The 15,957-nt window shown below is 48.8% G+C and carries 11 protein-coding genes; 6 read left to right on the forward strand and 5 right to left on the reverse strand.

The window, feature by feature from the left end:
- Positions 1-120: 120 nt before the first annotated feature.
- Both GC178_17650 and GC178_17655 read right to left on the reverse strand, forming a co-directional pair.
- Positions 121-1,842 carry a T9SS type A sorting domain-containing protein gene (locus GC178_17650; GenBank protein MBI1289395.1) on the reverse strand — a complete coding sequence of 574 codons (1,722 nt, stop codon included), beginning with the start codon at positions 1,840-1,842 and terminating at the stop codon, positions 121-123.
- Entirely contained in the window at positions 1,839-3,941 is a 2,103-nt protein-coding gene (locus GC178_17655; GenBank protein MBI1289396.1) for a hypothetical protein, read from the reverse strand. The genes GC178_17650 and GC178_17655 overlap by 4 nt, the downstream gene beginning before the upstream one ends.
- Before the next feature lie 273 nt (positions 3,942-4,214).
- Between GC178_17655 and GC178_17660 the strand changes: the two genes are divergently transcribed.
- Both GC178_17660 and GC178_17665 read left to right on the forward strand, forming a co-directional pair.
- Complete coding sequence (locus GC178_17660; protein ID MBI1289397.1) at positions 4,215-4,712, forward strand: hypothetical protein; 498 nt, start codon at positions 4,215-4,217, stop codon at positions 4,710-4,712.
- A gap of 273 nt (positions 4,713-4,985) precedes the next feature.
- On the forward strand, positions 4,986-5,231 hold the full coding sequence (locus GC178_17665) for a hypothetical protein (GenBank protein ID MBI1289398.1): 246 nt from the start codon (positions 4,986-4,988) through the stop codon (positions 5,229-5,231).
- Between the two features lie 11 nt (positions 5,232-5,242).
- Here the strand turns inward: GC178_17665 and GC178_17670 are convergent, their stop codons facing one another.
- The 3 genes from GC178_17670 to GC178_17680 all read right to left on the reverse strand — a co-directional run bounded on the left by GC178_17670 (position 5,243) and on the right by GC178_17680 (position 10,508).
- Positions 5,243-6,430 (reverse strand): amidohydrolase, encoded by a 1,188-nt coding sequence (locus GC178_17670; GenBank protein MBI1289399.1) that lies wholly within the window; start codon positions 6,428-6,430, stop codon positions 5,243-5,245.
- Positions 6,427-6,795: a TSUP family transporter gene (locus GC178_17675; protein ID MBI1289400.1), complete on the reverse strand. Its 369-nt coding sequence runs from the start codon at positions 6,793-6,795 to the stop codon at positions 6,427-6,429. The genes GC178_17670 and GC178_17675 overlap by 4 nt, the downstream gene beginning before the upstream one ends.
- A gap of 209 nt (positions 6,796-7,004) precedes the next feature.
- Positions 7,005-10,508 (reverse strand): hypothetical protein, encoded by a 3,504-nt coding sequence (locus tag GC178_17680; GenBank protein MBI1289401.1) that lies wholly within the window; start codon positions 10,506-10,508, stop codon positions 7,005-7,007.
- Between GC178_17680 and GC178_17685 the strand changes: the two genes are divergently transcribed.
- The 4 genes from GC178_17685 to GC178_17700 all read left to right on the forward strand — a co-directional run bounded on the left by GC178_17685 (position 10,507) and on the right by GC178_17700 (position 15,954).
- Positions 10,507-11,142 carry an MBL fold metallo-hydrolase gene (locus tag GC178_17685; protein MBI1289402.1) on the forward strand — a complete coding sequence of 212 codons (636 nt, stop codon included), beginning with the start codon at positions 10,507-10,509 and terminating at the stop codon, positions 11,140-11,142. The genes GC178_17680 and GC178_17685 overlap by 2 nt on opposite strands.
- Positions 11,139-12,062, forward strand: a complete 924-nt coding sequence (locus tag GC178_17690; GenBank protein MBI1289403.1) for a hypothetical protein — start codon at positions 11,139-11,141, stop codon at positions 12,060-12,062. Before GC178_17685 ends, GC178_17690 begins: the two co-directional genes overlap by 4 nt.
- A 22-nt stretch (positions 12,063-12,084) precedes the next feature.
- Positions 12,085-12,930: a DUF1571 domain-containing protein gene (locus tag GC178_17695; GenBank protein MBI1289404.1), complete on the forward strand. Its 846-nt coding sequence runs from the start codon at positions 12,085-12,087 to the stop codon at positions 12,928-12,930.
- Positions 12,931-13,053: 123 nt separating this feature from the next.
- On the forward strand, positions 13,054-15,954 hold the full coding sequence (locus GC178_17700) for an insulinase family protein (protein MBI1289405.1): 2,901 nt from the start codon (positions 13,054-13,056) through the stop codon (positions 15,952-15,954).
- The last annotated feature ends 3 nt before the right edge of the window (positions 15,955-15,957 follow it).

Raw genomic sequence — 15,957 nt, forward strand, 5'->3', positions numbered from 1 at the left:
ACAAAACAAAACGAAATATTTGTTTCGTATGCAGAGTCGCCAGCATCTGCAATAGGGAAAGAAAAAGCGTGGGAAATAATCAAAAAGCCTATTAAGCTATGAAATATCGGAATCAATCCTTTATAGGGAGACGTACGTTACAGAAAGCTTTTGCGTAGCCAATACCTCCACCCCATTAAGCAACGTACAGAAATACACACCCGCACCCAGCCCGCGTGCATCTAAGGTATAAGTACCCTCATTACTTGGCAGTTGCACGGTTTTTACCAAGCGGCCAAGCATATCTCTCAGTTGCATGGTGGGGCGGCTGCCCTGCGGAGCGCGGTAGGTAAGTTTGGTCTGTGTGGTAAGGGGGTTGGGGTAAATGCTCAGGTGTGCCTGCTCCTTTTCTACCTCACCCACACCTGTTAATGTATCGCACGGCAGGCAGGTTTTTATGACCAAAAGGTCATAATTGCCCTGTGCATCATAGGTTTGACCGCCAAATTCAATTGTACTATCTAAGTATGCAAGTAGTCCCACATGACCATCTCCAAAACTCTCAACCTGAAGTATCCCGTTTTGTCCAACCCCTTCCAATTGTAAACCACATTTCGGTTTGCCATCTGAATCAAATGATAAAAGAAACCCATCATTTTCCCCATCTGGTGTATTGGTAAAAGAGCTTCCTTCATAATCAAAAACATCTGAATAAAACTCTCCCGCGAACCACACAGAATTACCGGAAGAGGTCATGCATTTAGTTGCATCAAAAGAATTACCGCTCCCCTTTTTCAGCCAAGTGATATTGCCATCAGACCTCTCAAGGTGTCCAACAAAAACGTCATTTTCCGTTGGAACTGGAAGTTGTTCGCCAGCAATACTGAATGCTGAATTCCAATAGAACCCTGAAAAATAAACATCATCATTACCTGACAAACTCAGACCATATGCTCTTGGGTCAATTGCAGGAGAGCTTTGAGAATGATTCAACCAGTCCAATCCGTAATCTGAATTAATTGACATCTGATAGAGTTCGAAATGGTTCTCCGCAGGGGTAGATACGGTGGTTCCATCAAAGGTCAGCTCACGGTCAAACCTCCCTTGTAGGATGCATCCTATAGAATCACAGTCGAAAGAATTGACCTCCACATTGCCCTCTCCTCCGATGTTCACCGCATTGAGAAGGTTTCCGTCCTCATCAAGTCTCCCAAATACCATGTCCTGTTGCCATGCTATATCATCTGAATAGAATACTTCACCTCCTACCGAAACACTGTCAGAGTAGGGAATCACAAATGCGAGATCAGAACCTGTCCATGCCAATCGATAACATCTGGAACTCTTCCAATCTCCCTTTTGACTCCATTGCAACACACCTTGAGAATTGAACTTCAGAATAAAATAGCCAGGTTGCGGAAGGCTTTCAGGAGGTCGTTCAATCAATATTCCGTCCACCGTAATTGAATTCTGCATAATACCACCAACATAAATGTTACCATTTGCATCCACAGCTAAATCAAGAGATCCACATTCTCTTTCTCCAAGTATCGTTTTCAACCATAAAAGGTCGCCTTCTGAATTGTACTTGGCAATGAAAAAATCAGAGTTCGGATTGAACGAATTGGTTTCTGGAAACACTTGCCCATCCGTTATTATGGTATCTGCCCCAACTACTACATTGCTGACTATTACATTCCCTTGAAAGTCAATCACCAAACTAGGGCTACTGTTTGAGAGGTTACCAATAGGCAAACCAGAAATCTGCTTGACCCATTGAGAAATACATTGTGCTGAAGTTGTCAATGGTGAACTAAGCCCTACAATTAGGCAAACTACCAATAATCTCACTACAGAAATCATTTGGAAGAAACCATTTTTCTGCTGGCAATCACATTGCCTTCGCTAAGAAGGTAGTAAGTGAAAATGCCCTTGCCGATGTCTGAAGAATATACACGTACTGTTTCTGAAGTGCCACTTATGGGGGTGTTCAGCATGACCACACCTTTCATATCTACTATAAGAAGAGATACGTTCTTTGCTGATTCCGGTACAGACACCCGAATATCCGTGTAATCTGAAAATGGATTTGGGTCATTCTGCAATAGGACAAACTCACTTCCCTCCGATTTTTGTGCATTCTGAGTCTCTGTTGGGGGTTCTGCCATGCGGTAGGCGGGCTGAGCACAGCAGGTCTCCAGCATCAACTGCAACTCATCCAGCCTGTTGGTAAGTGCTGTAATTGCAGAATCCTGTTGCTTGGCAAGCATAAACAAGTAAACAGGAAGGCGGCCGTACTTTACACTATACGGCTCAAGTAGTGTTGAATCCACAATTGCTCTTCCCAACGAATCTCTAACAATCGTTCCGTCCGGTAATATCTCATGTTTAGGTTTGATTGTCGCTAAGGGCGGAAAATCATCTGCAACCTCCTCCGCTATAAAGCCAACGTCTATGCTACCTCCATATACTTCCTTCCAATTGTATTTGACAGGTCTCATGGATAGAAACATCTGCTTGTCAAATTCCAAATCTTCAATGTTCTCTTTAAAATACATTGAAGAGGCATCCCAATCCGTCAGTTGATTACCAGTTCCAATTCCTACCCGATTTCCCGAACCATTTGGAGGCAACGTATTAATAAAGGTAGTTCCGGCCACCTCCAACTTCCCGCTTGGGCTTGTGGTACCGATGCCGAGGTTGCCGTTGGCATCCATACGCATAACACGCTCACTGTCATTCTGCCATTCGAACAGGGGGCGGTCTTCAACTGGAACAATATCCAACCCATCATCCCAACGAACCGTAAAGGTCATCATTGGTTCCGTTCCAGTATCATCATCAGATTCGGCCGTTAAACGAAGTGCCTGTTTGCTATGGTTGGCAGCGTTCCCAAACACCTCGGGAATAAACTCCATGCCTGTACTGGCATTACGTATCTGTAGCCAGTCTCCTGCTGCATCTCCAACAGTGTATTGCGTAAGCACCTCTGCGCCCGATACTTCATCTTTGATATGAAATTTGGCATTGGGGTTAGCAATACCTCCAATACTTACCCTTGACGTGGAACCATCTACCCGCATCACCTCCGTATCGGTACCCCCATCGTTGATGTTGAAGATGATGTCCCGGTCGGAGACCGCATTGCGGACCTTGATATCCTCATTGGCATCGAAGAGCAACGATGCATTGACCGTGCCTTCCGTTTGTGCCCCATTGTGCCACACTATACCTCCCTCATCTGCATCTGCCTTCTCAATGACCATGTAGGTATCATCCCCGCTCTCATCCTTCAAATGCAGCAGCCCATCGGGGTCGGTGGTGCCGATGCCTACGCGGCCCCAAGTGCCTCCCACGTTTTCCGTTCCGTAAGAATCTTCAATAAACATTGTCGGAACGTCCGAATTGATTCCAAACATCATTGAATTATCGATATCGTTTGTAAATACAGGAGATCGAAGACTGGTTCCGAAAATAAAGTTATTGGTATTGGAAGACCCAGTTGCCACCCCAAAACCAACGCCAATGGTATAGTCACCTTCAACATAAGATGATTCTCCAACTGCCACCGAGGATACGCCCTCAGCAACTCCTCCCGATAGAGCACAAGCACTTTCTCCATCGGCCCTTGAGCTACCACAGGCTGCAAATGAATGGTCACCCCCGGCATCACCCCCTGCCATAGCAGCAGCTGCTGCTCCAGATGCATCAGATCCTGCGGCTGCAAATGAACCTGTACCACTTGCCGAAGACCCTCCAAAAGCTGCTGCATTGTCAGCATCAACATCGGAACCGTCCCCCTGCGAAAAGGAACAGTTTCCGGAGGTGATAGTTGGTGAAGTAGTGCAACCGCTTGTCTCAACAGTACTGCTCTGCCCCACCACATCCAAATTCATCAATGTCATTCCAGCGGCCATCATCATGGTCAATAAAGTTCGGTAATAAAAAAGTAGTGTTTTCATGGGTAATAGGTTTTGGTTTAACAGATAGATGCCGAAACCGATGCAAGGGTTACAACACCTCACCGAATTTACCCCCCCCGTTACCATTTATGCAAGTGCTATTTATTAACAATTTGTCAATTACATGTATTGAAAACATGTTCATTTCATTTTATCCATGTTGCATCATGGTGATATTCTCACTAAAGTTTTCAACTTGCATTTAAAGTATCGTACAAACGATCTATTTCGCATTGTAACTCTATTCATTTTCACATTTAAAACCTATTTATCATGCCAATGGAAAGCACACCTCCGGCATTGGACGATGCAGCTGCAACCGCCCTTGCCACCGACATGCAGACCGTGATCGATGCGCTGGCGGCCTACAACGTCAACCTGACAAAGGACGAACGCCAATCGGCCACTTCGGTAGGCCCTCAGCGACTGGCCTTTATTCTGGACTATTTTAACAACAAGGACAACTACCCCACCCTGAAGCCGCCCTTTATGAACGAGGCCGAGGCCAATGGCCATTGGGACGTGGCCGGAAACCTGCACAACCTGCTGGTAAGGGCCCGCCAGATAGTGGAACTGGTGGACGATCTGAAGCTCAATTCTGAGCATTTCGCCTATCAGTATGCATTGGAAGGCTATGCCACCGTTAAACGTGGCAAGGAGAAGAACGTTCCGGGAGCCGATACCTTCTTCGACCTGCTGAGTCCCAACTTTGAAGGACAGGGCAGCACCGCGACCGATGGTGGCGACACGGCTGCACCCGCAGATTCCTGAAAGCATCCGACCATGAGAAAAAGCGGCCCTCTGTGGCCGCTTTTTTAGTTCAAAACCATAAGAATAGTTTCGCTTTGGACACAACAACTTCTACCAAATGCACAACCATTGCCACCAACATTACAACCATTGGTAACAGAAGAGAAACTCTCTTTGAACCAATTTGAACAATTGGGAAATAATGGAAAACCATTGCTACCTAATGGACAACCATTTTGAACATAGGTACAACCATTGCGATGTAAAGCACAGCTTACCTTGAACTACTTTGAAATGAGAAAGCTAACACCCGAAGAATACAGCGGCATGAACCTGCGGGGCAGGGGAAGACAATCGGCCTTTGCGCGTGCAGTAATGCAGTTGGAGGTGGATGAGGTACTGTTCCTTCCCAAAGAGGAATGGAAAAAGCGGTACCATCCGAGCAAAACGCTCTATACCATCCGTAAACGCTACAATCGAACGTTTGAACTGCTTACAGAGGTGAACGGTAAAGGATGGACGGTGAAACGGCTGAAGTGAGAGGGAAAGGTTTATGAACGGAGCTGACTTACAGCAATATAGGCCATCAGCCCCGTGCCTATCTCCAAGCTTTTCTCATCTACATTGAAGGTAGGTGTGTGCAGGCCGGAGGTGAGCCCTTTTTCGGTATTGCCCACACCCAAACGGTAAAAGCAACCGGGCATGTGGTGGGTGTAGAAACTGAAGTCTTCGCCCGTCATGCGCATATCAAGTTCCACCACATTCTCCTCGCCCATGTATTCCTTGGCGGAATTACGCGCCAGTTCGGTCAGTGCCTCATCGTTATACACATACGGGTAGCCCACATCCACACGGAAGTCGCAACTGCCACCCATGGATGCGGCCATCTCCTCGGCCAGTTTCTTCATAATTCCGTGAGCTTCCATACGCCATTCCTCATCCATGGTGCGGAACGTACCCTGCACCTCCACCTCGTTGGGAATGACATTGGTGGCCCCGTTGGCATGCACGCTTCCGAACGAGAGCACGCACGGAACACCGGGCTTTGTCCTTCGGCTTACCACTTGCTGCAATGCCACGATGATGTGCGAGGTGATGAGCACCGGGTCGATAAGCGTATGCGGCAACGCGGCATGACCTCCTTTTCCTTTTACGGTGAAGTAGACCTCATCGGCCGAGGCCATGTACATCCCGGCACGGAAACCGACCTTGCCCACTTCCAAACTGGGCAACACATGCTGCCCCACTATGGCACTCGGTTTCGGATTTTCGAGCGCGCCTTCCTTTATCATAAGCGAGGCGCCACCGGGCAGGCGTTCCTCTCCGGGTTGGAAGATGATCTTGACGGTTCCTTCAAACTCGCTTCGCAAGGTGTGAAGCGCCTTGGCCGCACCCAGCACGCAGGCGGTGTGCACATCATGCCCGCAGGCGTGCATCACGCCTTCGTTCTGCGAACGGTAGGGAACATCGTTTGCTTCCAGTATCGGCAGCGCATCCATATCTCCCCGCAGGGCAATGACCTTGGAGGAAGGGTTCTTCCCTTCGATGAGTGCAACGATGCCTGTTTCCACAAAACCGCTTTTGTATGGGATGCCCCACTCATCGAGTTTTTCGCAGACGAATTTGCTTGTCTCGAACTCCTTGAAAGAAAGCTCAGGATGTGCATGCAGATGCCTGCGGATGTCGAGCACCTGCTGGGCATTCTCCGTCACCAACTGTTTTATGCGGTCTTTCATCATTTGCTGAAAAGAAGTTTTGCGGCTGCCAGCATCATCACGCCTCCGAACACCTTTTTGACGATGCTCTGATCGAGCGAGAGCGAGACCTTACTACCGAAATATGCACCTATTACAAATGCGGCCGCAATGAGAAGGGCTGCCGAAATGTTGGCATTGCCGCTCTTATAATAGTTGTAGAATCCGAGCAGACCGATGGGTGGAAGCATGAGCGCCAAGCTGGTGCCCTGCGCCATGTGTTGCGAGTAGCCGAGAAAGAACACCAACGCAGGAACGATGATGATGCCACCACCAACGCCCACGAATCCACTTGCAAAACCTGCTGCCACGCCTATCAGCAACAGCACCAATACCATTGTAAAACTCATTTTCGGTCTGTTCAGTTCACTCATTGTTTAATTACCGTCCCGTTCTGATAAACATAATAAATCCCCCGGCCTTCGGCCACCCCCTTTTCAAGGGGGAATGAGCGTGGTTCCTCCTTGAAAAGGGGGTGCCGAGGAACGAGGCGGGGGATTTCAAAACCATCGAACTCTGAATTATGCGTTATCCACCAGATCAGACACATCACCTCCTTTTAGAAGTCCATGCTGAGAGAGACATACCAGAATCCTTTGTTGATCTTGCGGTTCTCCACGCCCCACGCGTAATCTACCCGGATAAAGTAACCGAGGAATTTTGTCCGTGCTCCCAACCCGAAACCACCCACCACAGGTTCTCTTCTGTTCTGTACCGTAATGATGACCGATCCTTGATTGACCACTTCCTTGTTCAAGGAGTTGTCGTCCGAGAAAGGCTGTAGGCCTGTCCATGCCGTACCGACATCTCCAAATCCCACCACTTGGAAGTTGTAGATGAAATTGGACTTGATGGGACGGTTGATGAGGTAGCGGAAAATAGGCCAGCGCAGTTCGCTGTTGATCACCGCAAAGCTGTTTCCGTTTCGGATGTTCTGCGGGAAACCGCGCATGTTGGTAGCCAATGCCTGAAATGCGTAGTTCTGGCTGTAATCCACAGGGATGTTGTGGTTGTAGGTAGGTGATATCCACCGATCGACCCCACCGAGGAAATAGGCTATTTTCTGCTGCCCGAACGAGGTGCTTGCCGCAAATCGGTTGGCCCAGATCAGTTCGCGATGGATCTTAATGTAGTTGCGGGCATCCACGCCAAGCACGAACATGTTCTTGGCCTGCTTATTAATATCCTGGAAGTACTGCGCAAAGATCTTCAACCGTGTGCCACGATAAAGGTTGAGACCCATGGGAAGTGTATTGTCGAACACGTACGACACTTGAAGTCCCGCCCGCCAGGTCATATCGTCCGGTTTCACAAGGTTGCGATCGTTGGTGCTCTTGTACACGGTGCGGTCATTCCTGCCAAGCACATTCCCGCGGAACGCGGAGAATTCGGTGATGGGCCAGCTCATCTTCCACGTGAGCGTGTAGGTGTAAACCTGTGCCACAGTAGAGTTGCTGATGAAATTCTCGATGGACTGCCGATGGAACACGAGCTGTTTGTCCAGCCTGCGCTTGAAATTCTGCACCGAGGCGAACATCTCGTTCGTATTGAGGTTGCCCGTCAGACGGAAACCACCCACCACCTTGTAGTCGTCCATGATGTCGGTGATGCCCGTTTTGAAGAAACCGTTGAGGCCAGGATTGTTGAATGAATTTCCGCCCGAGAACTTCTGGTAATTGCTGTTCACAAAAGCGTTATCGAGCTGCGTGACCACATACTCGCTCTTGAAGGCCACATCGTAATTACGTTGCGGTGGCAGTTGCATCTCAATGGGCACATCCTGCACCGCTTCCAACGCCCGATGCAAACTATCGATACGCGCCAGCACCTGCTCGCGCTTGCGGTCTCGCCTTGATTTTGGCTCGTCTGAAAGCAGCGTTGGCTGACCGTTCTGTGGTTGTTGCTGATCCTGTGTCTGTTGCTGCTGTTGCCCGTCCACATGGATGTCGAACTGATAATCATGGATGTCGATCTCGCCCGGTTTGCGTGGTTTTTCGGCAGGTTTCGGTGTGGTCTGCACGGTGGGTTGCTTCGGCTGAACGTCCAAAATGGAGGTGCGTTTACGCTTCTTCTTCGGTGCCTCCGATGCCTTGTTCTTAAAACCGGAATACCCGACCTCGGTGATGACCGCGTTCTTCTCCGGCTCGCGGTCTTTCAGCGTCAGGCGGTAATTGCCTTTGGCGAAGATCACTTCTGCGATCTTCCCGTTCACCGTATCCACATCATACTCCAAAATGTTGCGCGGATACTGCGTCACGGGGCTCACCCGTGTGAAATACGAATAGTGAATACTGGTGTCGATGTACGCGATATTGCTATCGAGAATGGCGCGGTAGCGGTTGTAGATTCCCTTCTCATCGCTCAGATACGAAAAGCTGTTGCCATCATACTCCATCGGAGCGCGCTCGTTGGCGAACTGCGTGTCGGTAACCCTTCGCAGAACGGGTTCATCCGAATCCCTGTCGTAAATGAAAATATCATTGTAAAGATTCTTGGGCAGCACCTTGATGTCGAATGGCATCAGGGTATCGTTGTTCCTATCGGAACTGAAAATAACCTTGCGTGAATGGTCCATGAACCGCGCGTCCACATCCGTGAAAATGTCATCAGTAACCTTCTGGTATGTGTTGGAAATGATGTTGTAGATGTACACATCCGAGCGGCCCATCTGCACGGCTGTGAACACGAACTCGCGGCCATCATCCGAATAATCCACCGACAGGATCTTCTCAAAGTAGAAGAGTTCGCGCCATGTGCGCTTTTTGGTGGTGAGGTCGTACTGGAAGAGTTTGATCTTTCCCTTGTGTTCCGTTATCATGGAAACCAATTTCCCGCTCGGATGCCAAGCCACAATGGGATAACTGTGGTCCTGCGTGTTGTAAGAACGGTAGCCTTGCCGCAGAATGGTCTTTTTCTTCTTGGTCTTCAGGTCTTGCAGCTTCACTTTTATCTTGCCCATGTCGTTCCACACGTAGGCAAGTCTGCGGCCATCAGGGCTCAATTTCGGATGCTCGATGGCACAATATGGCTGCGCACGTTTCCGAACGCGGTTCAGCGGTTTCTCCTCCGGAAGACTGAGTTTGTCCTCCTGCTTGTAATACATGTTATCGTAATAATGAAGCCATTCGGCCGCCAAATTCTTGAGCGAAACTCCCAGCACGAACAGGAAGCCATTGTCGGCATTGCGGCTCACGCGGGTCATGTAGAGAATGTTGCTGATAACCGACTCGCCATAATTCTCCACCACATATTTCCAGATGGAGTGGCCACCGTAGCGCGCGTCTTTTCCCGTCAGTTGACTGAATTTCTCCCAACGACCGCTCATCACCGCATCCTTCACCTCGTTGTTCACTTCCGAGTCCCAATCGCTGGAGAGGTATGAGATCAGCCCTTCCACGTACCATTCGGGCAGATTGAGCAGCGTGTTGTTGCGGATCACATCCTTGAAACTGCCGCCATACATCATCTGATCGAGCATGACACGCGCCAACCCTGCACGCAACTGCTTCTCGTAGTTTTTGTAATCGCCATCGAAGTACAGAATGAGCTTGGTACCCACGATGGTCGTTACACCGCCCGTGTTGGTCTGCTGGTCGGTGACCAGCCCGATGTTGCTCTGCTTCTGCTCCGAAAGTTTGTTGTAAATGATGATCTGGAAACGCTTGTCCATCGTAAAATCGAAGGTCTTTTCCAGATCGTGCAGCACGCGGTCGCTGGCACGCATGGTGTATTCGGCCAGCTCATTTCCACCCAGATAGAAGTACACATCGAAGCGGTCGAAGCGGTAGAGGAACCAATCGATCTTCTCATACTGCACGCGGTTCTTTCCGAAGTCGGTCTGAAGCCCGTTATAGAACTGCGCCTTCAGCGAAGCAGGCACCAAAAACAAGAAGATCGCCCAAACGGTCAACGACCTGGCGAAATTCGGGTTGAAGGATGGCGTAAAACGTTGCTTCATTTTCGAAGGGACGTAAAGATACAGTTTAAACTCCCCGCTGAACTTGATGTTAAAAACCGCAGCATAGCTGAAATAGTATTTTTGAGCTCCGTAAAACAACCACATGAATCTTAAGAAGTTCGTTTTCAACCCGTTTCAAGAAAACACCTATCTCGTTTGGGATGATGAGAAGAACTGCGCCATCATCGACCCCGGTTGTGCTGATGAATATGAACGGAACGAGCTGGTCGATTTCATCGAAAAAGAAGGGTTGAAACCTGTGAAACTGCTGAACACTCATTGCCATGTGGATCACGTGCTGGGCAACAAATTCTTGGCAGAGAAATACGGATTGGAGCTGGAAATGCACCAAGGCGATGTTCCTGTGCTGAATGCTGTTCCGAGCTATGGCGCATCCTATGGTTTCAACACGGGCGAAATGGTGAAACCTTCTGTGTTTTTGGAGCATGGCGATGTGGTGAAGATCGGTTCGTTGGAACTTCATGTGATCCACACACCAGGTCATTCTCCAGGCGGAATCTGTTTCTACAACATTCCATCCAAGCAGATCATTGTGGGCGATGCGCTCTTCTACGGAAGCATTGGCAGAACGGATCTTCCTGGTGGAAATCACGCTCAATTGATAACCGCCATTAAACGCGAATTGCTAACACTTCCCGAAGAAACCACAGTTCATTCTGGCCACGGACCTTCTACAAGCATCGGATTTGAGAAGGCGAACAACCCATTCCTGAGATGAGAATCTGTTTTATTCTTTTGCTGTGTACGATCTCCATCTCAATGAAGGCGCAAACAACAGCAGAAACAAGCTCCCCTTCCCTTCGAGGAGGGGTTGGGGGTGGGGCTTCCATTCGTGTTCTCACGTGGAACATTTTCATGCGGCCGCATGCCATCCTGTACGATGGACAATTCAGACGTGCGAAAGCTATCGGTGAACTGATGAAGGATGAGAATTACGACATCATCCTGTTTCAGGAAGCGTTCGGAAAAACGAGCAGAAAGAAACTGCGCAAAGCATTGCAAGGTGCTTATCCGTACGAGATCGAACCCAAGAACAATGGAAAACTGGTGAACAGCGGGCTTTGGGTTTTGAGCAAGCACGAGATCAAGGAACAAGACTTCATCTTTTACAATAATTGCAAAGTGAGCGACTGCCAATCGTCCAAAGGTGCGGTGCTGATTGAAGTGGAGATCAACGGACAGCGTTACCAGATTCTCAGCACGCATGTGCAAGCCGAGGATGGCAAGGAGTTTGCTCAAGTGCGGCAACTCCAGTTCAAAATGATAGACCAGTTTTTAAAGGATCACCAAAAACCCGAAGTGCCACAGTTCATCTTGGGCGACCTCAACACGCCTTTCGATTCTATTGCAGAATACAAAAGCATGCTTGAAATCCTGAATGCAAGCGATGGAAAAGTTTCCTTGGTAGGAGCGGATGAACTGAGCATTGACCGACCGATAACCTGGGGGTGCGCCAACAACGACATGATCAAAAAGAAATGGCGCGGAAACGTGCAGCTTTTGGATTACGCATTGCAGCGCGAAACAGGCTATCCCTTCAAACTGAGACGTGAGTTGAAGACCTACACGAAACAATGGTCGAAAAAACGGAAACATCTGTCCGATCATTACGCCATTTCGCTGACCATACTTCCTTAATTTCGACACCCAATTTCTGACAATGAAAAGAACCGCATTTCTACTGATCGCATCGCTGCTTGCAGGCCAAACGCTTTTTGCGCAGGACATCGACAAACATGAGATCTTCCGCAAGATGATGGAATCGATCCAAGGCATCAAAACGCTGAGCTTCCATCTCGATAAGACCGAGCGCATCAAGGGAAAAATGATGCCTGGTTCGCAGGATGTGAAACTGAATGTGAAGCCTTTCAAGGTTTACCTGAAAGTGCAAGTGCCCAACAAGGGCGCAGAAGTGCTGTACATTGAAGGCGAGAACAAGGGTAACGCCAAGGTAAATCCAAACGCGTTCCCTTACATGACCCTGAATCTCGACCCGAATGGTGATATCCTACGTAAAGATCAGCACCACAGCGTGAAAGAACTTGGCTTCGGCTACACGGGCGACCTGCTGAATTACGTTTACAACAAGTACAAGGACAAGATCAATGATTACGTGACCATCAATGGCGAAGTGACCTACGATGGTCGCAAGTGCTGGAATGTAACCCTTATTAATAAGGAGTATAAGATCGAGAACTACACGGTTCAGCCAGGAGAGGACATCCTGAAAATTGCCCGTAAGCTGCGCTTGGATGAATACTCGCTTTTGGAGTTGAACAACATCAAGGATTTCGATGATGTGAAAGCGGGGCAGACCATCAAAGTACAGAACTCACTTTGCAAGCAGATCGAGATGTACATCGACATGCAAAACTACCTTCCGCTCTACCAGAAATTGTATGATGAGAAAGGGCTGATGGCGGTGTACGAATACTCGAACCTGAAGATCAATCCGACCTTCAAACCAGAGGAATTCTCTGCCGAATACAGCGGCTACGATTTCTAAGCCCCGACCCGAAAGACATATACCAATGTTACCTGTTTGCTGACAAACGGGTGATTCCGTGTGGCCGAATGTGCGGCATGTTGAATTATTGATAGCTTTAACACCCCAACTAAAAACCCGAAGATGAAAAAGCTATCCATCCAACTGTTTGTAATCCTTGCTGTTTCCTTGGCTGCCTGCAATACTGGCAAAGACAAGAAGAGCGATTTCGTAGACCCGATCAATGCGCAGCATTATGTGCTTGACAATGGTCTGACCGTCTATCTGTCGGTGAACAAGGATCAGCCGCGCGTTCAAACCTTCATTGCTGTGAACACAGGCAGCACCAACGACCCAGCTGAATTCACGGGGCTGGCGCATTACCTCGAACACATGGTTTTTAAAGGAACTTCCAAGTTCGCCACGTTGGATTGGGACAAGGAAAAGCCTTTGCTGGATGAGATCTCTGAACTCTACGAAAAGCACCGTTTGGAAAGCGATCCCGAAAAGAAAAAGGCCATTTACGCCATGATCGATTCTGTTTCTGGGCAGGCCGCCAAATTCGCCATCCCGAACGAATACGATAAGATGATCAACAGCTTGGGTGCGCAGGGAACGAATGCCTTCACTTCGGACGAGCGCACGGCTTACATCAACGATATTCCATCCACAGAGTTGGAAAAATGGATGATGGTGGAGTCGGAGCGATTCTCGGAATTGGTGCTGCGTCTGTTTCATACCGAGTTGGAAGCCGTTTATGAGGAATTTAACCGTGGCCAGGACAACGATTACGGGAAAACCTATGAAGCGCTCAACGCCATGCTTTTCAAAAAGCACCAATATGGTACGCAGACCACCATCGGCAAAGGCGAGCATTTGAAAAATCCATCGATGGTGAAGATCCACGAGTACTTCGATAAGTATTACGTGCCGAACAACATGGCGGTGGTCATTGCTGGAGACATCGACCCTGACCAGACCTTGGAACTGGTGAAAAAATACTTTGGCAAGTGGGAACGCAAAGATCTTGTACTGCCCACGCATCCGACAGAAGATCCGATCACTGCCGTTCGAGACACCACCGTTTACGGCCCGATGGAAGAATGGACGATTCTGGGTTACCGATTGGGCGGCTATCACACCGATGATGCCTTGATGGCCGACCTCATGTCTACCATGCTGTCCAACGATGTGGCCGGACTCATTGACCTTAATCTCCTACAGGAGCAAAAAGTGCTGGACGCCTACTGCTATTCGAATGTGATGCGCGACTATTCGACCTTTATTCTTGGTGGAAACCCAAAAGGTGGCCAGAGCTTGGAGGAAGTGAAAGACCTTTTGGTTGGCGAAGTTGAGAAGATCAAAAAAGGTGAGTTCTCGGATGACCTGATGCCAGCGGTTATCCGAAACATGAAAGTGGACCAACTGCGTCAGTTTGAAGGCAACTGGCTGCGCGGATACCTGCTGAGCGATGCGTTCATTATGGGAACCACGTGGGAAGAATACATTTCGCGCGTTGACCGCATGTCGAAGATCACCAAGCAGCAACTGATGGATTGGGCCAACAAGAATTTCAACAATAACTACTGCGTGGTGTACAAGGAAACGGGAGAAGACTCGCTGGTGGTAAAGGTTGACAAGCCAGAGATCACTCCTGTTGACATCAACCGAGAGGTTCAATCTCCTTTCTATGACAGTTTGCAGGCCATGGAATCCATCCGCCTGAAGCCTGAATTTGTGGATTTCAAAACTGCGCTTGACGAAAAGAACGTGATGGAGAATGTGCCGTTCTATTACGTGCAGAACGCAAGCAACGACCTCTTCACCTTCTTTATTGAGATGGATGATGACCTGAAACTGGACCCGAAGGTGAAACTGGCCATCAAATACCTTCAATATCTGGGAACCGACAAATACACCAACGAAGAACTCCGCCAGCAGCTTTACAACCTCGGAGTGAACTTCGACACACAGGCCAGCTCATGGAAGGTTTACCTCTATCTCAGCGGCCTGGAAGAATCTTTTGACCAAGGTCAGGAACTGGTGGAACACATCATCAAGCATGCGCAGCCAGATGAGGAAGCCCTCGAAAATCTGATCGCGGACGAGTTGAAGCAGCGCGAAGACAACAAGAAGAACAAGTGGGAGATCATGTCGGGGTTGACCAACTATGCGAAGTATGGCGTTGACAACAAGTTCAATAACCAACTGAGCGAGGAAGAATTGGAAGAAGTGACGGCTGACGAATTGGTGAGCATCATCCACGGCCTTACCACCTATCCGCACAACATCTTCTACTATGGCAAATCGTCTTTGGAGGATGTATTCGCTAAAGTGAAGGCCCACCATCAACTGCCAGAGCAACTTGCGCAAGTGCAAGATCCGAAGGAGTTTGAGGAACTTCCTACCGATAAAAGCATGGTCTACTTCGTGGATTACGACATGGTTCAGACCGAGCTGGACATGCTTTCGAAAGGCGAGAAATACAACCCAGAACATGCGGCTTACCAAAGCATGTTCAACGAATTTTTCGGCAGCGGACTTTCTTCGGTGGTATTCCAAGAAATACGGGAATCGAAAGCCTTGGCCTATTCGGCCTACGCGTATGTGGGCACACCGAGCAAGGCAGATGAGTCGCATTACGTGGTGGCATACATCGGCACGCAGAACAACAAACTCGGACAGGCCATGAACGCCATGACCGAACTGATGAGCGCCATTCCAGAAGGAACGGAAACCATGTTCGAGGAGTCGAGAACATCGGCCATGAAGAAGATCGAATCGGAACGGATCATCAAGTCAGGCATCTACTGGAACTTCCGCAGCCTGCAGGACCGCGGCATCGATTACGACATCCGCAAGGATATCTACGCCAAACTCGGCACCATGACCATGGAAGAGATGAGAGACTACTTCAACTCCAACATTGCCAACAGAAATTACGTGTACTGCGTCATTGGCAAGAAATCCGAGATGGACAGGTCAATCCTTAAAAAGCTTGGGCCCGTAAAAGAGCTTTCGCTGGAAGAGGTTTTTGGGTATTGATGG

The organism is Flavobacteriales bacterium (genome assembly GCA_016124845.1).
GTDB lineage: Bacteria > Bacteroidota > Bacteroidia > UBA10329 > UBA10329 > UBA10329.

Coding starts and splice junctions, on each gene's coding strand:
- GC178_17650 (MBI1289395.1), bottom strand. CDS start 1,842: ATGATTTCTGTAGTGAGATTATTGGTAGTTTGCCTAATTGTAGGGCTT.
- GC178_17655 (MBI1289396.1), bottom strand. CDS start 3,941: ATGAAAACACTACTTTTTTATTACCGAACTTTATTGACCATGATGATG.
- GC178_17660 (MBI1289397.1), top strand. CDS start 4,215: ATGCCAATGGAAAGCACACCTCCGGCATTGGACGATGCAGCTGCAACC.
- GC178_17665 (MBI1289398.1), top strand. CDS start 4,986: ATGAGAAAGCTAACACCCGAAGAATACAGCGGCATGAACCTGCGGGGC.
- GC178_17670 (MBI1289399.1), bottom strand. CDS start 6,430: ATGATGAAAGACCGCATAAAACAGTTGGTGACGGAGAATGCCCAGCAG.
- GC178_17675 (MBI1289400.1), bottom strand. CDS start 6,795: ATGAGTTTTACAATGGTATTGGTGCTGTTGCTGATAGGCGTGGCAGCA.
- GC178_17685 (MBI1289402.1), top strand. CDS start 10,507: ATGAATCTTAAGAAGTTCGTTTTCAACCCGTTTCAAGAAAACACCTAT.
- GC178_17680 (MBI1289401.1), bottom strand. CDS start 10,508: ATGTGGTTGTTTTACGGAGCTCAAAAATACTATTTCAGCTATGCTGCG.
- GC178_17690 (MBI1289403.1), top strand. CDS start 11,139: ATGAGAATCTGTTTTATTCTTTTGCTGTGTACGATCTCCATCTCAATG.
- GC178_17695 (MBI1289404.1), top strand. CDS start 12,085: ATGAAAAGAACCGCATTTCTACTGATCGCATCGCTGCTTGCAGGCCAA.
- GC178_17700 (MBI1289405.1), top strand. CDS start 13,054: ATGAAAAAGCTATCCATCCAACTGTTTGTAATCCTTGCTGTTTCCTTG.